The organism is Microbacterium sp. NPDC089189, assembly GCF_040685095.1.
In the GTDB taxonomy this organism is placed as follows: Bacteria; Actinomycetota; Actinomycetes; order Actinomycetales; family Microbacteriaceae; genus Microbacterium.
The window spans coordinates 159,572-182,460 of the sequence record NZ_JBFBHG010000001.1 but is presented as its reverse complement, the minus strand read 5'-3'; the positions used below and the strand labels follow the sequence as shown (position 1 = coordinate 182,460).

Genomic DNA, 22,889 nt, shown 5'->3' with positions numbered 1-22,889 from the left:
ATGGAACAGCTCAGGGTCATCGGTACCGAAGACGGCGTACTCGTGGTGACGACCGATTCGGGTCAGCGCTACTCCCTCGTGGTCGACGACGTTCTTCGGGCGGAGTTGCGCCGCGCACGCAAGGAGCGCGAAGAACCCGCCCGCGGGCCGCGTCCGAGCCCGCGTGAGATCCAGGCGCAGATCCGCGCCGGCCTCTCGGCCCGCGAGGTCGCCGAGGTGCTCGGTGCCACCCTCGAGGACGTCGCCCGGTTCGAGCCTCCGGTTCTGGCCGAGCGGGAGTTCATCGTCGGCCAGGCACTCGCCGTCCCGGTCCTCCTCGGCAGCGACTTCGACGGCGACGCTCAGACGAGCTTCGGCGACGCGGTGCGCGCCAAGCTCGCCGAAGCCGGCGCCACCGACGAGCAGTGGACGAGCTGGAAGGAGGAGTCGGGCTGGGTCGTGAAGCTCGGGTTCCTCGCCGGCGAGGTCGAGCGCGACGCGCGCTGGAGCTTCGAGCCCCGCCGCAGCTCCCTCGCCCCCCTCAACGCCGACGCCACGCAGCTCTCGCGCCAGGGTTCCCTCCCCGAGGGGCTCATCCCCCGCCTCCGCGCCCTCGATACGCCCGGCATCAAGGACGACTCGCGCTTCGACAGCGGTGCCTTCGGACCCCGTCACGAGATGCCCGAGCACCCGCCGACGGCGCCCTCGGCCACCGCGTCCTCGACCTCGGCGGTGCAGGATGCCGCGATCAAGCGCGCACCCGATGCTCCGGTGACGTCGGCCGAGACCGCCGATCTGCTCGAGGCGCTGCGCCGCCGACGCGGCCAGCGAGTGGGCGCACCGAACGAGGACACCGCCACCGAGCAGCCGCGGCCGTCCGCGCCCGTGGCTCTGTTCGACGCGGTCGAGCCGGGCTACGACGAGCCCGTCGCCGCGGAGCCCGCGCCGAGCGATGCGTCTCGCGAGGGATCAGCGGATGCCGCCCGTCGCAAGGGGCGCACCTCGATGCCCTCGTGGGACGAGATCGTGTTCGGCGCGCGCACCGACGAGAGCTGACAGCGCGCCGAGCGCCGATCACACGCGCGAGAACGCGCCGAGCGGCAACAGGGGGACGATGCGCTCCTCGGGCGTGAGCGACCCGTGCTGGCCGATCATCTTCTGCAGCGACGTGTCGGCCAACCTGCCGTCGTAATAGGCGTACCGCCCGCGAGCCGCGACGAGGACGTCACCGATCCGCGCCGCCACATCCGCGGCCACGGGCCCACCGAACAGACCCGCCTCGATCGCCTCGTCGCGGGAGAACACCCACGCGGTCGGCTCATCGGCCCAGGCGGCGCGCAGCGCCGGCGCGGCTCCCGGCTCGGCGTACAGGTGCAGCATCCGCGGTTCGCCGCCGATCGCGGCGACGCCGCCGAGACGGGCGTCGCCCTCCTCCAGCACGATCTGACGGTGCGCGGGCACGTCGACCATGCCGTGGTCGGCGGTGAGGACCACCCCGATCCCCGCCGCCGCTGCCGCGTCGTGCAGACGCCGCGCGGCCGCATCCACCGCTTCGAGGGCGGCGATCCACTGCTCCGAGTCGACGCCGTGCCGATGTCCGGCCGAGTCCAGCTCGGGGGCATAGAGGTAGACGATCGTGCCGGGCTCCGACCGGGCGGCGCGCACCGCGAGATCGACGCGCGCGGTCAGGTCCTTGTCGCCGGTGATCTCAGCCCCGCGCAGTGTCGCGACGGTGAAGCCGGTGCCGGCGTACTCCGGTTTCGAGGCGACGACCCAGCGGTGCCGGTCGTCCGTCTCGCTCAACGGCCGCGCCCGCGGCCAGGTGAGCGGGTCGAGCGCGCGGGGACCCCAGTCCGTCAGCTGGTTGCGCAGAACCCCCTCGACCGGATCGAGGGCGCGGTAGCCGACGAGACCGTGCACGCCGACGGGCGACGCGGTGAGCAGGCTCGTGAGCGCCGCCGCCGTCGTGCTGGGGAACACGGAGGCCGCCACGTGCTTCTTGCCGCGGTGCGCGGCGAGGAACCGGGCGTGCCCGGTGTGCTCGGCGAGGTTGTTCGCCCCGAGGCCGTCGACCACGAAGACGACGGCGCTGCGGGCCGCGGGCCACCGCGAGGGGTGTCCGTCGATCGCGGCCATCAGCTGTGGCAGCACATCGGTGAGCCGCAGGGCTCCTGGCGGGTCCGCCGGTAGGCTGAGGGTCATCGGGGCCAGTCTCGCACACCGGCGCACGCCCCCTTCTCTACCCGAGGTTCTGCTCATGTCCCCTTCTCGTTCCGAGTCCGTGCCCGCCGAGGAAGGCCGCATCGAGGACATCGACCTGTCCACCGAGATGCAGGGCTCCTTCCTCGAGTACGCCTACTCCGTCATCTACTCGCGGGCGCTGCCCGACGCGCGCGACGGCCTCAAGCCCGTGCAGCGACGCATCCTCTATCAGATGGCCGACATGGGGCTGCGACCCGACCGCGGCCACGTCAAGAGCGCGCGCGTCGTCGGCGAGGTGATGGGAAAGCTGCACCCGCACGGCGACTCCCCCATCTACGACGCGCTCGTGCGCCTCGCTCAGGACTTCGCGCTGCGCGTGCCGCTGGTCGACGGACACGGCAACTTCGGCTCTCTCGACGACGGCCCCGCGGCGGCGCGCTACACCGAGGCGCGACTCGCTCCCGCCGCCCTCGCGCTCACCGAGAACCTCGACGAGGATGTCGTCGACTTCATCCCGAACTACGACGGGCAGTTCCAGCAGCCCGAGGTGCTCGCCGCCGCGTTCCCCAACCTCCTGGTCAACGGCACCACGGGCATCGCCGTGGGCATGGCGACCAACATGGCGCCGCACAACCTCAACGAGGTCGTCGCGGCGGCCGTGCACCTGCTCGAGAACCCCGAGGCATCCCTCGAGGAGCTCATGGAGTTCGTCCCCGGCCCCGACCTGCCCGGTGGCGGTGTCATCGTCGGTCTCGACGGCATCAAGGATGCGTACGCCGCGGGGCGCGGGACGTTCCGCACCCGGGCGAAGGTGTCGGTGGAATCCCTCGGCCCCCGCAAGACCGGGCTCGTCGTCACCGAGCTGCCCTACATGGTGGGCCCCGAGCGCGTCATCGAGAAGATCAAGGACGCGGTCAACGCCAAGAAGCTGACCGGCATCTCGGATGTCGCGGACTTCACGGATCGCAACCACGGACTGCGCCTGGTCATCACCATCAAGACGGGCTTCGACCCGAAGGCCGTCCTCGAGCAGCTGTACCGCCTGACGCCGCTGGAGGACTCCTTCGGCATCAACAACGTCGCCCTCGTCGACGGCCAGCCGCAGACCCTCGGGCTCAAGCCCCTGCTGCGGGTCTACCTCGATCACCGCATCCTGGTCGTGACCCGGCGCAGCCGCCACCGTCTCGCGCGCACGCAGGCCCGTCTCCACCTCGTGGAGGGCCTGCTCATCGCGATCCTCGACATCGACGAGGTCATCCAGGTCATCCGCTCGTCCGACGACGGCGAGCAGGCGCGCGCCCGCCTCATCGACGTGTTCGACCTGTCGCAGCTGCAGGCCGAGTACATCCTCGAGCTGCGACTGCGCCGCCTCACCCGGTTCTCGCGCATCGAGCTCGAGTCCGAGCGAGACGAGCTGAAGGCCGAGATCGCCGCGCTCGAGGAGCTGCTCGGCAGCGACGTGCTGCTGCGCGCCCAGGTGGCCCGCGAGCTCGAGGCCGCCGCCGAGACGTTCGGGACACCGCGACGCACCCTGCTCCTCAACGGCGGCCCGGTCACCCCCCGCGGCGCCAAGGCCAAGGCCCCCGCCGACCTGCAGATCGCCGACGCTCCCTGCCGTGTCTTCCTCACCGCCACCGGGCGCATGCTGCGCGCCGAGTTCGCCGGCGACCTGCTCGACGCCGGCATCGTGACGCCGACGAGGCGCAGCAAGCACGACGCGATCCGCAGCGCCGTGGACGCCACGGTGCGCGGCGATGTGGGAGCCGTGACGAGCGCGGGGCGCCTGCTGCGGTTCTCCCCCGTCGATCTGCCCTCCGTGCCCGGCAACAGCGTGCAGCCCGCCGCCGGGGCGAAGGCCGACCAGTATCTGGGGCTCGGCTCCGGCGAGCACGTCCTGGCGGTCGTGCCGCTGGACGGCGCGGTGCCGATCGCGCTCGGCACCGCGCAGGGCGTCGTCAAGCGCGTGGCTGCGACCGAACTCGCCCCCGGCAAGACCGAGGTCGAGATCATCGCGCTGAAGCCCGGTGATCGCGTCGTGGGCGCGGCTCTCGCACCCGATGCTGCCGAGCTCGTCTTCGTCACGACCGACGCGCAGCTGCTGCGCTTCGAGGCGTCCGCGGTGCGGCCGCAGGGCCGGACGGCCGGCGGCATGGCCGGCATCCGACTCTCTGACGGCGCGCGCGTCCTCTCGTTCACCGCGGTGACCGCCTCCGAGCGCACGGTCGTCGTGACGATCGCCGATGCGACGCAGGTGCTCGCCGGGACGGACGGCGGCAGCGGCAAGGTGTCGGCGTTCTCGGAGTTCCCCCCGAAGGGCCGCGCGACCGGCGGCGTCCGCGCGCAGCGGTTCCTGAAGGGCGAGGACACCCTCATGCTCGCGTGGGTCGGCGACGAACCCCGCGCGGTGGGCCCGGACGGCGCCGTGCGCGCGCTCCCCGAGGCGGGAGCGAAGCGGGATGCGTCGGGGCAGCCGTTCGACGACGTGATCGGCGCCGTCGGCTCCGCGATCGCCTGACGCGAGCCGTCAGGCGTCGATCGACTCCCGCGACAACCGGTCGCTGGAGGTCACGATGAAGTCGCGGCGCGGGGCGACCTCGTTGCCCATGAGCAGCTCGAACACGGCGTTGGCGGAGGTCGCGGCATCCGCGTCCTCGACCGTGACCCGGCGGAGCGTGCGTCCGGCACGGTCCATCGTCGTCGTCGCGAGCTGATCGGCGTCCATCTCGCCCAGGCCCTTGTACCGCTGGACGGGCTCCTGCCAGCGCTTGCCCGACTTCTGCAGCTTGGCGAGCAGCGTGTGCAGCTCTTTCTCGCTGTAGGTGTAGATCGTCTCGTTGGGCTTGGTGCCCGGGTTCATGACGACGACGCGGTGCAGCGGCGGCACGGCGGCGTACACGCGGCCCGCCTCGACGAGCGGCCGCATGTAGCGGAAGAAGAGCGTCAGCAGCAGGGTGCGGATATGGGCGCCGTCGACGTCGGCGTCGCTCATCAGGATCACCTTGCCGTAGCGCGCCGCGTCGATGTCGAACGAGCGGCCGGATCCCGCGCCGATGACCTGGATGATCGCGGCGCACTCGGCGTTGGACAGCATGTCGCTGACCGAGGCCTTCTGCACGTTGAGGATCTTGCCGCGGATGGGGAGCAGCGCCTGGTACTCGCTGTTGCGCGCGAGCTTGGCGGTGCCGAGGGCGGAGTCGCCCTCGACGATGAAGAGCTCGGAGGCGGCGACCTCGTTCGTGCGGCAGTCGGCGAGCTTCGACGGGAGCGACGACGACTCGAGCGCGGTCTTACGGCGCTGCGTCTCTTTGTGGGTACGCGCGGAGATGCGCGCCTTCATCTCCGACACGACCTTCTCGAGCAGCTGCGCGGTCTGGTTCTTGTCGTCGCGCTTGGGCGAGGCGAAGCGCGCGGTCAGTTCGCGGTTCACCACGTTGGCGACGATCTGACGCACCGCCGGGGTGCCCAGGATCTCCTTGGTCTGCCCCTCGAACTGCGGTTCGGGGATGCGGACGGTGAGCACGGCGGTGAGCCCGGCGAGGATGTCGTCCTTCTCGAGCTTGTCGTTGCCGACCTTCAGGCGACGGGCGTTCTGCTCGACCTGCGTGCGGATCACCTTCATCAGACCGGTCTCGAAGCCCGCCTGGTGCGTGCCGCCCTTGGGCGTCGCGATGATGTTGACGAAGGACCGCGAGGTCGTCTCGTACCCGGTGCCCCAGCGCAGGGCGATGTCGACCTCGCAGGTGCGCTCGAGCTCGGACGGCACCATGGCGCCGGAGGCCTGCAGCACGGGCACCGTCTCGGTGAACGTGCCGCTGCCGGTGAGGCGCCAGGTGTCGGTGATCGGCGCGTCGGGCGCGAGGAAGTCGGCGAACTCCGAGATCCCGCCGTCGAAGCGGTAGACCGTCTCGCGCATCTCCTCGGCGCGCTCGTCGCGGATGACGATCTCGAGCCCCGGCACGAGGAACGCCGTCTGGCGCGCGCGCTGCTCGAGCTCCTCGAGGTGGAAGGCCGCATCCTTGGTGAAGATCTGGCCGTCCGCCCAGTAACGGATGCGGGTGCCGGTGACGCCCCGGGGCGCCTTGCCGACCGTGCGCAGCTCGCTCTTGTCCTTGTACGGGGTGAACACCGCATCCGGACGCGGCCCGCCGGCGTCGGCGAAGACGCCCGGCTCCCCGCGGTGGAAGGACATCGCGTACGTCTTGCCGCCGCGGTCGACCTCGACGTCGAGGCGTTCCGAGAGCGCGTTCACGACGGATGCGCCCACGCCGTGGAGACCGCCGGAGGCCGCGTAGGAGCCGCCGCCGAACTTGCCGCCCGCGTGGAGCTTGGTGAAGACGACCTCGACGCCGGTGAGCCCCGTGCGCGGCTCGACGTCGACGGGGATGCCGCGGGCCCGGTCGCGGACCTCGACGCTGCCGTCCGGGTACAGCACGATCTCAATGCGCGACCCGTGCCCGCCGAGCGCCTCGTCGACCGAGTTGTCGATGATCTCCCAGAGGCAGTGCATCAGGCCGCGGGAGTCCGTCGAACCGATATACATTCCGGGACGCTTGCGTACCGCCTCGAGCCCTTCGAGGACCTGCAGATGATGGGCGGAATACTCGGCTGTCACAATTCTCAAGCGTATCCGCGCCCTCCGACAGCGGCCTGCACAGACACGGGGCAGGAGGGTCGACGTACGCGGTCAGCGAAACACGCCGTCGCGTGGGCATCACACACAGGACACCGTGGTTGTATGACATATCCGCAGCCGCACTACGCACCGAGGAGGTCTCCGATGAACACCATGTCGACACCCACCGAGCAGTCCGTCGTGCTCGAGCACCGACTCACCGCCGCAGACCGCTGCGACTCCTGCGGCGCCCAGGCCTACATCGCCGCCGAGGTCAACGGCAGCGAACTCCTCTTCTGCGCCCACCACGGCCGCAAGTACGAAGAGAAGCTCCGCGCCGTCGCCACCTCGTGGCACGACGAGACCGCGCGCCTGGTCGACGCGGTCTGACTCCGCCTCAGCGGTAACGGCGCGGCACGATCGGCGAGATCCGCACAGCGATCTCCTCGCCGATCGTGCCGATCGTCTCTGCGAGGTCGGTCGCACTGGCGGCGCCCCGGCCGTAGATCGTGACGCGTTGCCCGACAGCGGCGAGAGGCCATCCCGAGACGACGGCTTCGGTGTCGTCGATGCGCAGCATCCGCCGCGCTCCCCCGGGCGTCGCGACCTGGATCTTGCCGCCGAGAGTCGACGGCAGCCCATCCAGCGCGCCGACGCCCACGACGACGTCCTCCCCCTCTCGGCGCACCACCGCGGCGTCGAGCGTCGCGATCGGCTCGATCCCGAGCGCCGACTCGCTCGGTCCGCCGTCGGGGCGGATGCCGTAGCAGAAGGCCCCGACGCGAACCAGGTCGTACCGGAAGTCGCCGCGGGCCGATGAGGCGGCGCTCGCGGCCAGATGCCGCAGCGGCCGCGGCAACCCGGCGGACGCCACCTCTGCCAGCGCGCGCTCGTAGACGGCGCGCGACTCGTCATCCTCGGCGTCGGAGGCCTCGGCGATGTGACTCCACACGCCCACGAGGTCGACATCGCCGGATGCGCGGGACGCCGCGACCGTCGCGACCGCGTCGGCCCACTCCTCGGGCCGGATGCCGTTGCGGTGCAGCCCCGTGTCGACCTTGAGGTGCACCCGGGCGGCGCGCCCGACGGCGGCCGCCGACGCGGCGACGTCCCGCAGCAGATCGGCGTCGCCGATGCCGATGTCGAGGTCGGCGGCGAGGGCGGTGCGGATGTCGTCCGGCCCCGCGAGCATCCATACGAAGATGCGCGCCCGATCGCCCGCCACGGCCCGCACCCGCAGCGCCGTGGCGAGGTCGAAGGCCCCGAACCACTCGACGCCGTCGGCGGTGGCCCGCTCGACGATCGGCCCGACCCCGTGACCGTACGCGTCGTCCTTGACGACGAGCATGAGCTCCGCCGGCGCGACACGACCCCGGACGACAGCGATGTTGCGACCCAGGGCGTCGAGATCGACGTGCAGCACGGCGCTCACGCGACCCACTCCCGTCGGGTGTGCGCGCCGACCGCGGCGACGATCTCGCTCTCGCGGAGCCCCGTCGTCCGCGTCCAGCCGGACACCGGCTCGCCGCCCGCGCCGAAGAAGACGGCCTCGTCGCCTCGTGCGACAGCGTGCGAGGCGATGTCGACGACGCACACGTCCATGGCGACCCGACCGACGATGGGCGCCGCACCACCGGCCAGCGCGACCGACGCGCGACCGCCGAGGGAGCGGACCACGCCCTGCGCGTAGCCGCCGGTCACGAGCGCGATCCGGGTGTCGTGGGGGGCCCGATGCCGGTAGCCGTAGGACACGCCCTCACCTGCGCGGAGGTCCTTGGTCGCCAGCACCGTGCCGATCAGAGTCATCACGGGAGCGAAGCCGTCCTGCCAGCCGAAGATCCGACCCGGGTCCGCGGCGACGGCATCCGGTGCTGCGACGCGGCGCGGATGGGCGCTCAGGAGCGCCCGCAGGCCGGGGTCGTCATCGACGCGCAGTCGGGCGTCGGTCTGCGCGAGCAATGCGTCCGCCACTCGGCGGGCGCCGTGGCCGTAGGCGTCGTGCGACAGCGCGACGACGGGGTCGCCCGACGCGCCGCGGACGTTGCGCACCAGGGCCGCGAGGTCGATCCTCGCGACGGGCACGGCGTCGACGGTCACGGAGTCGCCGCGATCAGAGCTGGATCGCCGTGAACCGCTTGCTCACGGCGAGACGCTCGATCTCGGCGCGCGCGGCCGCGGCGTGACGGTCGATCTCGGCGTGCGCGTCGCCGGTGCGGTATGCGACGCCGTGCCGCGCGAGCGCGCGCGTGAGGAGGACGTCGGCGAGCGCCGGGTTCAGCGGCAGCACCGGTCCTTGGATGTTGGTGGCGTACACGGAGCCGACCACGACCGTCTCGAACCCGCCCTCGACACCGCCGTCGCCCGCGATCACGCGACCGTAGGCGGCGGACGGATCCTTCAGTCGCCACACCGACGCGTGGTCCTCGAAACCGATGAGCTTGCCGTCGACGGTGTCGGCGACGACGTAGCCCACACGGCGCTGACGTGTGCGGGCGACGCGGCCGCCGATGATCCCGAGACCCTCCACCGCGGGACCCTCGAGAGGGTCGACACCGTCGGTGAGGAGCTCCGCACCGCCGCCGACCGCGAGCACGACCGCACCCGCGGCGACGCGCTCGCGCAGCCAGTCCCCGCGCCCGACGAGATCCTCGCGCACGACGCGCAGGGCGGACAGCGGGCCGTTGCCGATCACGATGATGTCGGCGTCCTCCGGGGACGCCTCGCCGACCGTGATGCGCGCGATCTCGGCGGTGATGCCGGACAGCCCGGCGCGCGCGGCGAGCACCTCGACGTTGCCGCGGTCACCCGTGACGCCGAGCAGATCGGGGTAGAGCTGGACGATGTGCAGCGTGGTCATCGACGTGCCACCTCCTGGTCGCCGTAGCCGAGGATGCGCCGGCCGATCATCATGAGCTCGTAGTTCACGAACCACACCTGCCGACCGGTCGAGGCAGGGGCGAAACCGCGCATGATCTCGACGGCCTTCTCCATGTCGGGCTCGACGACCCCGATCGGGATCCCTGCGTAGGCGAGGCGCGTCGCGATCTGATGGGCCTTCTCCCCCGTCACCACGTCGACGTGGTCGAAGGCGCCAAGGTCGACGTCGTAGAGCCACGACACGTCGGGGGTGCCCTCGTCCACGGCGATCAGCACGCGCTCCGGCGCGCCGTCCAGGGCATCGACGTTCAACTGCAGGCTGGGGCCGTTCTTGAACATCACGAACTCGACCTGCTCGCCCGCGGGATCGCGCCGCAGCGGCACGAGCTCCCCGCGACCGTAGGCAGGCGCCATCCGCGAGAATCCGTCGGACGCGGCCGCGGCGCGGAACTCTCCGGCGAGCACGTGACGGGCGACGCTCAGGGCCGCCGCCGCATCGACGGCGTAGTGCAGCCCACGTGCGGGCAACGTGACGGGGATGACCTCGTCGCCGGAGCGGATCTCCACGGCGCGGCCGTCGACCGAGACCACTTCGCTCTCGGCGTCGCGCTCGCGCGTGCCGGCGTTGCCGCTGCGGGTATCGGCGGCGTTGACCAGACCGTGCGCGGAGGAGCCCACGACATCCGACGACGCGCCGAAGAACGACACCGGGGAACGCAACGTGGCCTCGTCGATCTTGCTGAGGTACGGGTCCTCGCGGTTGACCACGACCCGGACGCTCGCCCGAGTGGCCGCGTCGAGCATCATGTCGGCCACGCGTTCGGTCTCGTAGAACCGGTAGAGCTGGTCGACCTGGACGTTGAGCGCGACGATGACGCGGGGCGCGAGGACGTCCGCGAGATCCGCGGCGAAACCCTCATCCACCTCGAGGACAGCGACATCGGCCCGCACCCGGCCGGTGAGCGTCGCCTCGGCCAGCAGGGCGCTCGTGACCCCCTGCGGCAGGTTCGCGCCGGTGGGGTTCGTGAACACCCGCAGCCCGTGCGCGCGCAGGATCTCGCTGATCATGTGCGTCGTGGTGGTCTTGCCGTTGGATCCCAGCACGAACACGACGCCGTAGCGGAACTGGCCGCCCAGCGTCTGCAGCAGGGACGGCGCCAACCGGTTGGCGATGTAGCCGGGGAAGGCCGAGCCGCCGCCGCGAAGGCGCGTGGCGACGCGCGCGACCTTCCCGGCGAGGACCGCAGGAACGTAACGGATGCTGCTGCCGCTCACGCGCGGATCACTCCAGGTAGTCGCGCAGCGACTGGGAGCGGCTGGGGTGACGCAGCTTCGCCATGGTCTTCGACTCGATCTGACGGATCCGCTCGCGGGTCACGCCGAAGGTGTCGCCGATCTGGTCGAGCGTCTTGGGCTGTCCGTCGCCCAGGCCGAAGCGCATGCGGATGACGCCCGCTTCGCGCTCGCTGAGCGAGTCGAGCAGCGACTCGAGCTGGCGCTGCAGCATCGTGAAGCCCACGGCGTCGGCCGGAACGACCGCCTCGGTGTCCTCGATCAGGTCGCCGAACTCGCTGTCGCCGTCCTCACCGAGCGGCGTGTGCAGCGAGATGGGCTCGCGCCCGTACTTCTGCACCTCGATGACCTTCTCGGGGGTCATGTCGAGTTCGCGGCTGAGCTCTTCGGGGGTGGGCTCGCGGCCCAGGTCCTGCAGCATCTGCCGCTGCACGCGCGCCAGCTTGTTGATGACCTCGACCATGTGGACGGGGATGCGGATCGTGCGCGCCTGGTCGGCCATGGCGCGGGTGATCGCCTGGCGGATCCACCACGTCGCGTAGGTCGAGAACTTGAAGCCCTTGGTGTAGTCGAACTTCTCGACCGCACGGATGAGGCCCAGGTTCCCCTCCTGGATGAGGTCGAGGAACTGCATGCCGCGACCGGTGTAGCGCTTGGCGAGCGACACGACGAGGCGCAGGTTGGCGCCGAGCAGATGGCTCTTGGCGCGCTGGCCGTCGCGGGCGACCCACTGCAGGTCGAGGCCGACCTGGTTCGACTTCTCGGCCGCCGACATCTTCGACAGCTTCTCCTCGGCGAACAGACCCGCCTCGATGCGCATGGCGAGCTCGACCTCTTCGGCCGCGTTCAGAAGCGGGACCTTGCCGATCTGCTTCAGGTAGTCCTTGACCGGGTCGGCGGTGGCGCCGGTGATCTGCGCGGAGTAGACCGGGACGTCGTCCTCGTCGCTCGAGGAGATGACGATCGCGCCGGTGGGCAGCGGCTCGGCCGCAGCGGGCTTCGTGGTCTCGTCGTCGTCCTCGTCGTCGTCCGCCTTGGCGTCCTTCTTCGCGGGCTCGACGGGTGCGTCGTCCGTGTCGTCGGTGGCGGCGTCATCCGTCGCGTCATCGATCTCGACGTCCTCGTCGAACTCCTCGCCGTCCGCCTTCGCCTTCTTGGCGGGAGCCTTCTTGGCCGGCGCCTTCTTGGCGGGAGCCTTCTTCGCCGGAGTCTTCTTGGCCGGCGCCGCAGCGTCGGTCGTCTCGTCGACGACCTCGTCCGCAGCAGCCTTCGTCGCCGCCCGCGAGCGGGATTCGGTCTTCGCGCCAGGAGTCACGGTTCACCTTTCACCAGCGGAGACCGCCGGTCGTTCTCGAACACGAGTAAGACCCTTGTCAAGTCCGGAGAGTAAAACTCCCCTTGATCAACAACGGGTCGGTCCTCTATTGTCTCATACCCCCGACCGCGGCGCGGACGCGCAGCGCGGTCACCTGATGAAACGCCGGAAAGACCCCCTGCATTCCCTCGACTCAGCCGAAGCCGGGGCTGCGCGGGTCGTCCTCGTGCGGTCCGGCCGCGAGGAAGCGCTCCAGCTCGGCGGCGATCTCGTCGGCGCTCGGCAGATCCCCCTCGTGGATGAGCGGCGAGGCGTTGGTCGCCCCGGCCATGTACGCGTCGTATCGCTCTTCGAGGTTCTGCAGCATGGCGGTGAGGTCGTCACTGCCGGCGATCTGCTCGCGCACCTTCGTCAGGTAGTCCTCGTTCTGCTCGCGGAGCTCGTCGACCTCGAACACGAGACCCGTGGCCGCCGTGATGCTGTCGAGCGCGGCGATGGCGGATGCCGGGTACTCGGTGTCGGCCAGGTAGTGCGGCACGAGCAGCACGAAACCGGCGACGGCGCGTCCCGTCTCGGCAAGCCGGTACTCCAGAAGGTGACCGACCGTCGCGGGCACGGTGGTGTGCGGCTTCCACACCGAGTGCGCCTCGGTGAGGGCGGGACGGGTGCCCGAGACCGTGGCGCCGAAGGGCCGCGTGTGCGGGACGGGCATGCCGATCGCGTGCACCCAGGTGACCGTGGCGACCGCCGCGGCCTCGGCGGCGGCCAGCACCTCGGCGATGAACGCGTCCCACGCGAAGTCCGGCTCGTAGCCCGCGAGGAGCAGGAACGGCTGCCCGAGCGCGTCGTGGGCCAGCGACAGCTCGAGCCGCGCCGGGCGGTAGTCCGTCAGGTGGTCGGTGTCGAACGAGATCTGCGGGCGGCGGGCGCGGTAGTCGAGGAGGACGTCGTTCTCGAAGCGCCGGAGCGTGATCGGGTCGGACTCGTCGCGCAGGTAGCCGATGGACTGCGCCACCGCGGAGCCCGCATCGGTGAATCCGGTGAGCAGGACCACGAGCGGCAGCCCGGCAGGAACCGCGGGAGCGTCAGCGGCGGGCGCGGAGAGCGGCGGGTTCCAGGACATGGCTCCATGGTACGAGCCGTACCACCCACCCGGCTCCGTTGCACGTCCCCCGATGACACCGGAGCCGTCCGTAGGATGGAGACATGCCGTTCCCGGATCTTCAGTTCAGCCCGATCCCCTTCTCCGAGACGACGGCGGACGCCGTCCTGCTCGCGCTGCCCCCGTTGGATGATCCCCTCTTCGATCAGCCCGAGTGGTCGCCCGCGCGCGACGCCCTGCGTGCGGTCGGATTCGCGGGGGCCGCCGGTTCGTTCCAGCGGGTGCTCCTTCCCGGTGTCGAGCTGCCGACGGCCGTCGTCGGCACCGGCGCCGCTCCCGACGAGGCCGCGCTCCGCGCCGCCGCGGGCGCCGGCATCCGCACGCTGACCGGTTTCAAGACGGTGGCCCTCGCCGCCCCCGGTGCCACGGGCGCCCGCGCCCTCGCCGAGGGCGCCGGGCTCGGCGGCTACCGGTTCGAGGGATACAAGAGCGCCGCGGTCAAGCACCGTGCCGCGACCGTCATCGTGCACGCCGAGGGGACCGACGCCGACCTGGCGGCCGCCGTCGCCTCGGCATCCGCCGCCGCCGTCGTGAAGGACCTCGTCTCGATCCCCGCCGAGTGGCTGGGGCCCGCCGATTTCGCCGAGCGCGCAACCGCTCTGGTCGCCGATCTCCCCGTCACCGTCGAGGTCTACGACGAGGTCCGGCTGAAGGACGAGGGCTTCGGCGGCATCATCGGCGTCGGTCAGGGCTCCGACCGCCCGCCGCGTCTCGTGCGTCTCGACTACGCGCCCGCCGGAGCGACGCGCCACATCGCGCTCGTGGGCAAGGGCATCACGTTCGACACCGGCGGCCTGTCGCTCAAGCCGGCGGCATCCATGGTCGGCATGAAGTACGACATGTGCGGCGCGGCCACGGCGCTCGCCGTGCTGCGCGGCGCGGCCGAGCTGGCAGCCCCCGTGCACGTCACCGCGTGGCTGTGCATCGCCGACAACATGCCCTCCGGTCGCGCGACGCGCCCGGGCGATGTTCTCCGGATGCTCGACGGCACCACCGTCGAGGTGCTCAACACCGACGCCGAAGGGCGCCTCGTCCTCGGCGACGGGCTGGTCGCCGCCAGCCGCGAGAACCCCGACCTGATCATCGACGTGGCCACCCTCACCGGTGCCATCACGGTGGCGCTCGGCAACCGCCACACCGGCGTCATGGGGTCCGACGACGCCGTCGCCGAGTACCTGGCCGCCGCCGAGCGTGCCGCGGAGCCCGCGTGGCGCCTCCCGCTGCCGGCGCACATGGAGGACGACCTCGACTCCCCCATCGCCGACATGGTCAACGCCAAGATCGGCGATCCGGCGGGCGGCTCGCTGTTCGCGGGGCTCTTCCTGCAGCGATTCGTCGGACGCACGGACGGCGCCGACTCGCCCCGGATCCCCTGGGTGCACCTCGACATCGCCGGCGTCGGCATGAACAAGGGCGCGGCCTTCGGCTACACCGACAAGGGACCGACGGCGGCGACGGTGCGGAGCCTTCTGGAGCTCGTGGTCGGTTCGGCACGATGACCGTGCACACGGCGGACGTCGTCATCGTCGGAGGCGGGAGCGGCGGATACGCCGCGGCGATCCGCGCCTCCGAGCTCGGGCGGCGTGTGATCGTCGTCGAGAGCGACAAGGTCGGCGGCACGTGCCTGCACCGCGGCTGCGTGCCGACAAAGGCGCTCCTGCACGTGGGCGAGACCGCGGACGCCGTGCGCGACGCGGCGGGCCTCGGCGTCACCGCCTCGCTGGAGGGCATCGACGTCCCGGCGATGCACGCGTTCCGCACCGACCTCGTGGCCAAGAAGTACAAGGGGCTCCAGGGTCTCCTCCGTGCCCGCGGCATCGAGATCCTGGCCGGCACCGGCCGGATCGTCGGCCCCGGCGAGGTGGCGGTGGGCGATGACCGCATCACCGCGGCCGACATCGTGATCGCGACCGGCGCGCACACCCGCACACTGCCGGGCATCGACATCGGCGGCCGCATCCTCTCGAGCGAGGAGGCGCTCGCCCTGGACGAGATCCCGTCGCGCGTCGTCGTCCTCGGCGGCGGCGTGATCGGTGTCGAGTTCGCCAGCCTGTGGCGCTCCCTCGGCGCCGAGGTCGTCGTCGTCGAGGCGGCCTCCGAGCTCGTGCCCGCCGAGGACGAGATCCTCCGCTCCCAGCTCGCCCGGGCCTTCCGCAAGCGCGGCATCGAGACCCGGCTGGGCTCGCCCTTCCGTGCCGTCGAACAGGATGCGGACGGCGTTCGGCTGGAACTCGCGGACGGCACGACCGTCGCCGGCGACTACCTGCTGGTCGCCGTGGGACGCGCCCCGTCGACCGCCGGGCTGGGTCTCGAAGAGGCCGGTGTCGCACTCGACCGCGGCTTCGTGGTGACCGATCCCGAGCTGCGCACCTCGGTGCCCGGCATCTGGGCGGTGGGCGACGTGGTCGCCGGGCCCCAGCTCGCGCACCGCGGGTTCCAGCACGGCATCGCGGTCGCCGAGCGGATCGCAGGCCAGTCGCCTGTCGTCGTCCCGGACGAGGTCGTGCCCCGCATCGTCTACACGTCGCCCGAACTGGCCGCGGTGGGGCTCACCCGCGCGCAGGCCGAAGAACGGCACGGCGCCGACGCCATCCGCGTCGTCGACTACAACCTGGCCGGCAACGCGCGCTCCGAGATCCTCGGCGGCGGCGGCATCGCCCGCGTCATCCGCCGCGTGGACGGCCCGGTCATCGGCGTGCACCTGGCCGGACCGCGGGTCGGCGAGTTGATCGCCTCGGCCCAGCTCGTCGTGGGATGGGAAGCCCACCCCGAAGACATCGCGCCCTACCTCTCTGCGCACCCCACGCAGAGCGAAGCCCTCGGCGAAGCGTTCCTCGCTCTCGCCGGTAAGCCGCTGCACGTCCTGTGACGACCTCGGCATCACTAAGCTAGACATCGACATCGCATTAGAAGGAGCAAATCCTATGAGCACTTCCGTGGTCCTCCCCGCACTCGGGGAGAGCGTCACCGAGGGCACCGTCACCCGCTGGCTCAAGAACGTCGGCGACACGGTCCAGGCGGACGAGGGTCTGCTCGAGATCTCGACCGACAAGGTCGACACCGAGATCCCCTCCCCCGTCACCGGCGTGATCGAGGAGATTTTCTTCCAGGAGGACGACACCGTCGAGGTCGGCGCCGTCCTGGCGAAGATCGGTGACGGATCCGGCGCGTCCGAGCCCGCTGCGGCGCCCGCCGCCGAGGAGCCCGAAGCCCCCGCCGCCGAGCAGCCCGCCCCGGCAGCCGCCGAGGCCCCCGCCGCCGAGCCGGCACCGGCCGAGCCTGCCGCGCCCGCCGCATCCGGTGGTGGCCGCGATGTCGTCCTCCCCGAGTTGGGCGAGAGCGTCACCGAGGGCACCGTCACCCGCTGGCTGAAGAGCGTCGGAGACGACGTGGCCGTCGACGAGCCCCTGCTCGAGATCTCGACCGACAAGGTCGACACCGAGATCCCGTCGCCGTTCGCCGGCGTGCTGCAGGAGATCCTCGTCCAGGAGGACGAGACCGTCGAGGTCGGCGCAGCGCTGGCCCGCGTCGGAGACGGCGCACCCGCTCCGGCCGCCGAGCCCGCTCAGGCCGCTCCCGCCGAGGCCGCCCCCGAGGCGCCCTCGACCGAGAAGCCCGTCGAGGTCGAAGAGGCGGAGGCCCCCGCGGCCGCCGCTCCTGCTCCCGAGGCGAAGCCCGCAGCGGCCCCCGCCCCGGCTGCCGCCCCCGCTCCGGCGGCTCCCGCCGCCCCCGCCGCCCCCGCCGCGGACAGCGGCGACGAGGGTGTCGGATACGTCACGCCGCTCGTGCGTCGCCTCGCCGCCCAGCAGGGTGTGGACCTCGCCACGGTGACCGGCTCCGGTGTCGGCGGACGCATCCGCAAGGAAGACGTCCTGCAGGCCGCGGAGAAGGCATCGGCTCAGCCGGCCGCCGCCGCAGCCGCGCCCGCCGCGAAGGCGCCGCTCGAGGTCTCCGACCTGCGCGGCACGACGCAGCCGATGTCGCGTCTGCGCAAGGTGCTCGCCAAGCGTGCCGTCGAGTCGATGCAGTCGACGGCGCAGCTGACGACGGTCGTCGAGGTCGATGTGACCAAGGTCGCCAACTTCCGCGACGGCGTGAAGAGCGAGTTCCAGCAGAAGACCGGCGACAAGCTGTCCTTCCTGCCGTTCTTCGTCCTAACCGCCGCCGAGGCGCTGAAGGCGTTCCCCGTCATCAACTCGACCGTCGACGGCGAGCAGATCGTCTACCCGGCGTCCGAGAACGTGTCGATCGCCGTCGACACCGAGCGGGGCCTGCTCACGCCGGTACTGCGCGACGCGGGCGACAAGAACCTGGCCGAGATCGCTCACGAGATCGCCGACCTGGCTGCCCGTACCCGCGACAACAAGCTGAAGCCCGACGAGCTCGCCGGTGGCACCTTCACGGTGACCAACACCGGTTCGCGCGGTGCGCTGTTCGACACGCCCGTCGTGTTCCTGCCGCAGTCGGCGATCCTCGGCACCGGCACGGTCGTGAAGCGCCCCGGCGTGGTCACGGTCGACGGCAAGGACGCGATCTCCGTGCGTTCCTACGTGTACCTCGCGCTGTCGTACGATCACCGTGTCGTCGACGGTGCGGATGCGGCTCGGTTCCTGTCGGCGATGAAGACGCGCCTGGAGGCCGCCGACTTCGCCGCCGATCTCGGGATCTGACCCGCAGCGAGTCACCTCATGGGTGCTGCGCGACATCGTTGATGCCGCGCAGCACCCATTTCTCGTTCTGACGGACGATCGAGACGATCTGAGCGCCCGCCGCACCGGTCGGATCCTCGACCCGCAGGGTGGCCAGACCGCCGAAGTCGTCGAGCAGGGTCACCGTCGGCGAGGGGCTCATCGCCGCCCCCGTGGTGGCCAACGCCGCCGGGGCCTCCTGCAGCGCGTACCGACAGGCGTCGTCGGCGCAGCTCCGCCATGCCCCCAAGAGCTCGGTCGCCCGCGTCGCGAGATCGGGCGACGCGACAGCCTGGCCCGCAGCATCCGCCCCTGCCGTCGGCGCATCGACACCGCTCGCCGGCGCGGTCGGCACGCCGGTCTGCGCCGCGTCGGGTTCCTCGTCAGCGGGCCAGAGCAGGCCGATCGCCATGACCAGCGCCGCACAGCCGGCGGCCAGCAGCAGCATCCCGCGCCGCGATCCCCCGGCGGAGCGCCGTTCGCCTCGCGGCCGGCGACGAGGACGGAGCGCGGACGCCGTCGAGGCCACGAGCCCCGCGATGGGGGCGTCCCATGCACCGACGAGCCGTTCCCAGAGGCGCGGTTCGGGTGGGGCCGCGCTCTCCGCCGCGTCGAGAGACACCGTCGCGGCACGGCGCGAGAGCACCTCCGTCGCGACCGCGCACGGCGCGGCGACGCCGAACAGCGCGTCCTCGACGCCCGCCGCCGCTGAGGCGCGGCGTTCGTCGTCGCCGAGACACACGATGGCGTCGTCGAGGGCGGCCACCAGCCGGGGTTGGTCGGCGGAGGCCCGCAGCATCCGGATCGCCGAGACACCGGCCGCCACCGCGCCGTCTCCCGACCCGGTATGCACGAACAGCGGTCGTCCCGCCTCATCGAGCCACCATCGTCCGGCGCACTCGTCTCCGGGATGCTGTGAGGCCTCGGCGACGGTGCCCCGCAGCACGCTCACCGCCAGCGTGACCACTTCGCCCGGGTCGAAGGGGGCGTCAGCCGCATCGCGGCGGCGGGCGAGGTCCCCCAGCTCCTGCGCGCAGAGCGGCAGGAGTACGCGCACGCCGGCGTCCGTCAGGGCGACATCGAGCGGTTGCAGCACGTGCTCGCCGTCGGCCGACCAGAGTCCGGTGCCCGTCACGTCGCCGCTCGGAACGGCGAGCACCGGCTGGCCCCGATGCATCACCACCTCGCCGGCGAAGGGCGCCGTGCCCTCCCGTGCGGTGCGGAGGACGTCGGGGGCGATCGCGTCGAGCGTGGGAGCGGCGGCGGGCGTGGGCATCTCCGCATCCTGCGCCTCGCCCGCGCCGCCCCGGGGCGTGAGCACGCCCGGCGGGGACGACCGGCACCGCCGGCGCGGGTGGGGAGGAGAGGCGGGCCGCTCGACGGTAGTCTTGACCTATGGCAGCCCGCAGTTCCGCGCCCGAAAAGCGCCCAGGTTTCTTCTCCCAGCTGAAGACGCTCTTCCGCTTCACCAAAGAGGCGTACGCCTGGTTGCCCTATGCGCTCGTCGGCATCCTCATCGCCGGCATCGGCGTGGGCGTCGGCATCGGATTCCTGATCCCGCCCGCCGCCGTCTGGAGCATCATCCTCTGGGGCGTCACGGGCCTCATGCTCGGCATCCTCGCGTCGCTCATGACGATGACGCGCCTGTCGACCACCGCGATGTACAAGAAGATCGACGGCATGCCCGGCGCGGCCGGACACGTCATGTCCTCCTCCCTCGGCCGCCGCTGGCGCGCGAGCGACATGCCGGTGGGCGTCAACCCGCGCACGCAGGAGGCCGTCTACCGCGCGATCGGTCGCGGCGGTGTCGTGATCGTCGGTGAAGGAGCCCGCGGGCGCCTCACGCGTCTGGTCGGGGACGAGCGCGCCAAGGTGCAGCGCGTGGCCGCCGGTGTCCCCGTCACGGTCCTGTACATCGGCCACGGCGAGGACGAGGTCACGATCGCCAAGCTCGCGTCGACCATCAAGGCCCTGCCGAAGAAGATCGACCGCACCACGATGGCCGCCGTGATCAAGCGGATCGACTCGGTCTCGCAGTCGCTGTCGTCGCTGCCCATCCCGAAGGGCGTCGACCCCTCGCGCGTGCGTCCCCAGCGTCCGCGCTGAGTCTGCTCCGCGCGCTCAGGCGCGCAGCAGGACGGTTCCGGCTGCTTGGTCGTGCAGGCCCCGCTGGTCGCTGTCCCACACGACCGCGGGGATGACGAGCAGCAGCAGCACGGTGCGCACGATCGGGCGCCACAGCCCGACCCAGCCGCCGTGGAGCAGCACGAGCCGCATCCCGACGATGCGCTGCCCCGGGCTTCCGCCGATCAGCGGGATGAAGAGGATCTGCACGAGGGCGAACACGAGCATGGGCGCGAAGGTGCTGAGACCCGCCTCGCCCGGCAGTGCCCAGGGGTCGTAGCTCAGGAACGCGATCGCGATGATCGTGGCGCACACCCAGTCGATGAGCAGCGCCGACAGCCGGCGTCCGACGCGGGCGATGGATCCTCGTCCGGACCGGGGAAGACCCCGCCGCTCGCCGGGGTAGGTGTTCTCTGCGAGAGCGTCGGGCATGGGTTCCAGCCTAATCCGGCAGCCGTAACATGCCGGAAACATATGAGACACTGGCGAGCAATGCCTTCTCGATAGCGTCGAGGCAGCCCGCCATGGCGGGCGGAACTTCCCGAAATGCCCTACCTCTGGAGTCTCCATGTTCAGTGATTCATCCGAGGTGCTCAAGTTCATCAAGGACGAGGACGTCAAGTTCCTCGACATCCGTTTCACGGATCTTCCTGGTGTGCAGCAGCACTTCAACATTCCCGCAGCCACCGTCGACGAGGAGTTCTTCACGGTCGGCCAGCTGTTCGACGGCTCCTCGATCCGAGGGTTCGCGAACATCCACGAGTCCGACATGCAGCTCATCCCGGATGTCTCCACGGCGTACCTCGACCCGTTCCGCGAGGCCAAGACCCTCGTGATGGTGTTCGACATCTACAACCCGCGCAACGGCGAGATCTACTCGAAGGACCCCCGCCAGGTCGCGAAGAAGGCCGAGAAGTACCTCGCCTCCACCGGCATCGCCGACACCGCGTTCTTCGCCCCCGAGGCCGAGTTCTACATCTTCGACGACGTGCGCTACGACGTGAAGCAGAACCAGAGCTTCTACTTCGTCGACTCCGAGGAGGGCGCCTGGAACACCGGTCGCGTCGAAGAGGGCGGCAACCTCGCCAACAAGACCCCGTACAAGGGCGGTTACTTCCCCGTCTCCCCCGTCGACAAGCAGGCTGACCTGCGCGACGACATCAGCCTCAAGCTGATCGAGGCGGGCCTCATCCTCGAGCGCGCTCACCACGAGGTGGGCACGGGCGGTCAGGCCGAGATCAACTATCGCTTCGACACGATGGTGCACTCGGCCGACGACATCCTGAAGTTCAAGTACATCGTCAAGAACACGGCAGAAGAGTGGGGCAAGGTCGCGACCTTCATGCCCAAGCCGCTGTTCGGCGACAACGGCTCCGGCATGCACACGCACCAGTCGCTCTGGCGCGACGGCAAGCCGCTGTTCTACGACGAGAAGGGCTACGGCGGCCTGTCCGACGTCGCTCGCTGGTACATCGGTGGCCTGCTGGCGCACGCGCCCGCCGTCCTCGCGTTCACCAACCCGACCCTCAACAGCTACCACCGCCTGGTGAAGGGCTTCGAGGCTCCGGTCAACCTGGTGTACTCGGCCGGTAACCGCTCCGCGGCCATCCGCATCCCGATCACGGGCTCGAACCCCAAGGCCAAGCGCATCGAGTTCCGTGCGCCCGACGCCTCGGGCAACCCGTACCTCGCGTTCGCCGCCCAGCTCATGGCCGGCCTCGACGGCATCAAGAACCGCATCGAGCCGCACGAGCCCGTCGACAAGGACCTGTACGAGCTTCCCCCCGAGGAGGCGAAGAACATCCCGCAGGTTCCCAACTCGCTGCTCGACTCGCTCGAGGCGCTGCGCGCCGACCACGAGTTCCTGCTCGCCGGTGGCGTCTTCACCGAGGAGCTCATCGAGACCTGGATCGAGTACAAGATCGAGAACGAGATCCAGCCGATCGCTCAGCGGCCGCACCCGTTCGAGTACGAGCTGTACTTCGGCGTCTGACCCACGCTCACGAAGGGCCCTCCGCGTTCCGGCGCGGAGGGCCCTTCCGCGTTCGCGGCAGGGGTGACGCCGCCATCCCCGGTCTTCCCCGTTGACGCGCGGCGACTATCTCAATGATCATTGAGGTAACCCCGCAACCCGCCCGGGTCGGTGGCTGAGCCAGCGCGTCACCCGCCTCTCGGGCACCGCGTGTGCGCGCCGCACGCTGATCGATCCGACACCCAGGAGCATAGCCATGACCCGCCCCACCGTCCTCTTCGTCTGCGTGCACAACGCGGGCCGGTCGCAGATGGCCGCCGGCTACCTCCAGCACCTCGCGGGCGAGCGCATCGATGTGCGTTCGGCCGGCTCCGCGCCGGCCGAGAGCGTCAACCAGGTCGCGGTCGAGGCCATGCGCGAGGAGGGCATCGACATCACCGCCCGCACACCGACGCTCCTGAGCGTCGACGACGTCCGCGCCTCGGATGTCGTGGTCACGATGGGATGCGGCGACGCCTGCCCCGTCTTCCCCGGCAAGCGCTACGAGGACTGGGAGCTGGCCGATCCTGCCGGTCAGGGCATCGAGGCCGTCCGGACGATCCGCGACGACATCAAGGGGCGCGTCGAACGACTCATCGCCGGGCTGTCACCGGCCTGAGGTGCTG

The 22,889-nt window shown here is 71.1% G+C and carries 19 protein-coding genes; 9 read left to right on the top strand and 10 right to left on the bottom strand.

Annotated elements, in window-relative coordinates; translation table 11 throughout:
* Positions 1 to 1,035, top strand: a complete 1,035-nt coding sequence (sepH, locus tag AB0N73_RS00875) for a septation protein SepH (RefSeq protein ID WP_363559379.1) — start codon at positions 1 to 3, stop codon at positions 1,033 to 1,035.
* Between the two features lie 18 nt (positions 1,036 to 1,053).
* On the opposite strand, the gene AB0N73_RS00870 is transcribed toward sepH, so the two are convergent.
* On the bottom strand, positions 1,054 to 2,181 hold the full coding sequence (locus AB0N73_RS00870; protein ID WP_363559377.1) for an alkaline phosphatase family protein: 1,128 nt from the start codon (positions 2,179 to 2,181) through the stop codon (positions 1,054 to 1,056).
* 55 nt (positions 2,182 to 2,236) lie between these two features.
* Between AB0N73_RS00870 and AB0N73_RS00865 the strand changes: the two genes are divergently transcribed.
* Positions 2,237 to 4,696: a DNA topoisomerase IV subunit A gene (locus AB0N73_RS00865; RefSeq protein ID WP_363559375.1), complete on the top strand. Its 2,460-nt coding sequence runs from the start codon at positions 2,237 to 2,239 to the stop codon at positions 4,694 to 4,696.
* Positions 4,697 to 4,705: 9 nt separating this feature from the next.
* Here AB0N73_RS00865 and AB0N73_RS00860 read toward each other — a convergent pair whose 3' ends face one another.
* Positions 4,706 to 6,796, bottom strand: coding sequence for a DNA topoisomerase IV subunit B (locus AB0N73_RS00860; protein ID WP_363559486.1), 2,091 nt, complete (start codon positions 6,794 to 6,796; stop codon positions 4,706 to 4,708).
* Between the two features lie 162 nt (positions 6,797 to 6,958).
* Here AB0N73_RS00860 and AB0N73_RS00855 point away from each other — a divergent pair, with 162 nt between their 5' ends.
* A complete protein-coding gene (locus AB0N73_RS00855) occupies positions 6,959 to 7,183 on the top strand; it encodes a hypothetical protein (RefSeq protein ID WP_363559373.1) in 225 nt (74 codons plus the stop codon).
* Between the two features lie 7 nt (positions 7,184 to 7,190).
* On the opposite strand, the gene AB0N73_RS00850 is transcribed toward AB0N73_RS00855, so the two are convergent.
* The 6 genes from AB0N73_RS00850 to AB0N73_RS00825 all read right to left on the bottom strand — a co-directional run bounded on the left by AB0N73_RS00850 (position 7,191) and on the right by AB0N73_RS00825 (position 13,401).
* Entirely contained in the window at positions 7,191 to 8,225 is a 1,035-nt protein-coding gene (locus tag AB0N73_RS00850; RefSeq protein WP_363559371.1) for an alanine racemase, read from the bottom strand.
* Positions 8,222 to 8,890 carry an alanine racemase C-terminal domain-containing protein gene (locus AB0N73_RS00845; protein WP_363559369.1) on the bottom strand — a complete coding sequence of 223 codons (669 nt, stop codon included), beginning with the start codon at positions 8,888 to 8,890 and terminating at the stop codon, positions 8,222 to 8,224. Before AB0N73_RS00845 ends, AB0N73_RS00850 begins: the two co-directional genes overlap by 4 nt.
* A gap of 13 nt (positions 8,891 to 8,903) precedes the next feature.
* Complete coding sequence (locus AB0N73_RS00840) at positions 8,904 to 9,650, bottom strand: glutamine amidotransferase (RefSeq protein ID WP_363559367.1); 747 nt, start codon at positions 9,648 to 9,650, stop codon at positions 8,904 to 8,906.
* Positions 9,647 to 10,945: a MurT ligase domain-containing protein gene (locus AB0N73_RS00835; RefSeq protein WP_363559365.1), complete on the bottom strand. Its 1,299-nt coding sequence runs from the start codon at positions 10,943 to 10,945 to the stop codon at positions 9,647 to 9,649. The genes AB0N73_RS00840 and AB0N73_RS00835 overlap by 4 nt, the downstream gene beginning before the upstream one ends.
* A 7-nt stretch (positions 10,946 to 10,952) precedes the next feature.
* Positions 10,953 to 12,278 (bottom strand): RNA polymerase sigma factor, encoded by a 1,326-nt coding sequence (locus AB0N73_RS00830; protein WP_363559363.1) that lies wholly within the window; start codon positions 12,276 to 12,278, stop codon positions 10,953 to 10,955.
* A gap of 193 nt (positions 12,279 to 12,471) precedes the next feature.
* The gene (locus tag AB0N73_RS00825) at positions 12,472 to 13,401 is read right to left on the bottom strand and encodes a PAC2 family protein (protein ID WP_363559361.1); all 930 of its coding nucleotides are present in this window, start codon (positions 13,399 to 13,401) and stop codon (positions 12,472 to 12,474) included.
* An 83-nt stretch (positions 13,402 to 13,484) separates the two neighbouring features.
* On the opposite strand from AB0N73_RS00825, the gene AB0N73_RS00820 reads away from it, so the two are divergent.
* Genes AB0N73_RS00820 through sucB form a run of 3 tightly spaced genes read left to right on the top strand, consistent with a single transcriptional unit; the run spans position 13,485 to position 18,110 of the window.
* Positions 13,485 to 14,939 (top strand): leucyl aminopeptidase, encoded by a 1,455-nt coding sequence (locus tag AB0N73_RS00820; RefSeq protein ID WP_363559359.1) that lies wholly within the window; start codon positions 13,485 to 13,487, stop codon positions 14,937 to 14,939.
* Positions 14,936 to 16,309, top strand: a complete 1,374-nt coding sequence (gene lpdA, locus AB0N73_RS00815) for a dihydrolipoyl dehydrogenase (RefSeq protein WP_363559357.1) — start codon at positions 14,936 to 14,938, stop codon at positions 16,307 to 16,309. Before AB0N73_RS00820 ends, lpdA begins: the two co-directional genes overlap by 4 nt.
* A gap of 55 nt (positions 16,310 to 16,364) precedes the next feature.
* Positions 16,365 to 18,110, top strand: coding sequence for a 2-oxoglutarate dehydrogenase, E2 component, dihydrolipoamide succinyltransferase (gene sucB / locus AB0N73_RS00810; protein WP_363559355.1), 1,746 nt, complete (start codon positions 16,365 to 16,367; stop codon positions 18,108 to 18,110).
* Positions 18,111 to 18,126: 16 nt separating this feature from the next.
* Here sucB and AB0N73_RS00805 read toward each other — a convergent pair whose 3' ends face one another.
* On the bottom strand, positions 18,127 to 19,404 hold the full coding sequence (locus AB0N73_RS00805) for a hypothetical protein (RefSeq protein WP_363559353.1): 1,278 nt from the start codon (positions 19,402 to 19,404) through the stop codon (positions 18,127 to 18,129).
* A 119-nt stretch (positions 19,405 to 19,523) separates the two neighbouring features.
* Here AB0N73_RS00805 and AB0N73_RS00800 point away from each other — a divergent pair, with 119 nt between their 5' ends.
* Positions 19,524 to 20,234 (top strand): DUF4191 family protein, encoded by a 711-nt coding sequence (locus tag AB0N73_RS00800; RefSeq protein ID WP_363559351.1) that lies wholly within the window; start codon positions 19,524 to 19,526, stop codon positions 20,232 to 20,234.
* A 15-nt stretch (positions 20,235 to 20,249) separates the two neighbouring features.
* Here the strand turns inward: AB0N73_RS00800 and AB0N73_RS00795 are convergent, their stop codons facing one another.
* Positions 20,250 to 20,684, bottom strand: coding sequence for an RDD family protein (locus AB0N73_RS00795; RefSeq protein WP_363559349.1), 435 nt, complete (start codon positions 20,682 to 20,684; stop codon positions 20,250 to 20,252).
* A gap of 136 nt (positions 20,685 to 20,820) precedes the next feature.
* Here AB0N73_RS00795 and glnA point away from each other — a divergent pair, with 136 nt between their 5' ends.
* Complete coding sequence (glnA, locus tag AB0N73_RS00790; RefSeq protein WP_363559347.1) at positions 20,821 to 22,245, top strand: type I glutamate--ammonia ligase; 1,425 nt, start codon at positions 20,821 to 20,823, stop codon at positions 22,243 to 22,245.
* A gap of 235 nt (positions 22,246 to 22,480) precedes the next feature.
* On the top strand, positions 22,481 to 22,882 hold the full coding sequence (locus tag AB0N73_RS00785; RefSeq protein ID WP_363559345.1) for an arsenate reductase ArsC: 402 nt from the start codon (positions 22,481 to 22,483) through the stop codon (positions 22,880 to 22,882).
* Positions 22,883 to 22,889: the final 7 nt, after the last annotated feature.

Bases quoted from the DNA above. Each gene is read 5' to 3' on its own strand.
- AB0N73_RS00785 (WP_363559345.1), top strand. From the start codon at position 22,481: ATGACCCGCCCCACCGTCCTCTTCGTCTGCGTGCACAACGCGGGCCGG.
- AB0N73_RS00800 (WP_363559351.1), top strand. From the start codon at position 19,524: ATGGCAGCCCGCAGTTCCGCGCCCGAAAAGCGCCCAGGTTTCTTCTCC.
- AB0N73_RS00855 (WP_363559373.1), top strand. From the start codon at position 6,959: ATGAACACCATGTCGACACCCACCGAGCAGTCCGTCGTGCTCGAGCAC.
- AB0N73_RS00820 (WP_363559359.1), top strand. From the start codon at position 13,485: ATGCCGTTCCCGGATCTTCAGTTCAGCCCGATCCCCTTCTCCGAGACG.
- AB0N73_RS00840 (WP_363559367.1), bottom strand. From the start codon at position 9,650: ATGACCACGCTGCACATCGTCCAGCTCTACCCCGATCTGCTCGGCGTC.
- glnA (WP_363559347.1), top strand. From the start codon at position 20,821: ATGTTCAGTGATTCATCCGAGGTGCTCAAGTTCATCAAGGACGAGGAC.
- AB0N73_RS00870 (WP_363559377.1), bottom strand. From the start codon at position 2,181: ATGACCCTCAGCCTACCGGCGGACCCGCCAGGAGCCCTGCGGCTCACC.
- sepH (WP_363559379.1), top strand. From the start codon at position 1: ATGGAACAGCTCAGGGTCATCGGTACCGAAGACGGCGTACTCGTGGTG.
- AB0N73_RS00805 (WP_363559353.1), bottom strand. From the start codon at position 19,404: ATGCCCACGCCCGCCGCCGCTCCCACGCTCGACGCGATCGCCCCCGAC.
- AB0N73_RS00795 (WP_363559349.1), bottom strand. From the start codon at position 20,684: ATGCCCGACGCTCTCGCAGAGAACACCTACCCCGGCGAGCGGCGGGGT.
- sucB (WP_363559355.1), top strand. From the start codon at position 16,365: ATGAGCACTTCCGTGGTCCTCCCCGCACTCGGGGAGAGCGTCACCGAG.
- lpdA (WP_363559357.1), top strand. From the start codon at position 14,936: ATGACCGTGCACACGGCGGACGTCGTCATCGTCGGAGGCGGGAGCGGC.
- AB0N73_RS00825 (WP_363559361.1), bottom strand. From the start codon at position 13,401: ATGTCCTGGAACCCGCCGCTCTCCGCGCCCGCCGCTGACGCTCCCGCG.
- AB0N73_RS00865 (WP_363559375.1), top strand. From the start codon at position 2,237: ATGTCCCCTTCTCGTTCCGAGTCCGTGCCCGCCGAGGAAGGCCGCATC.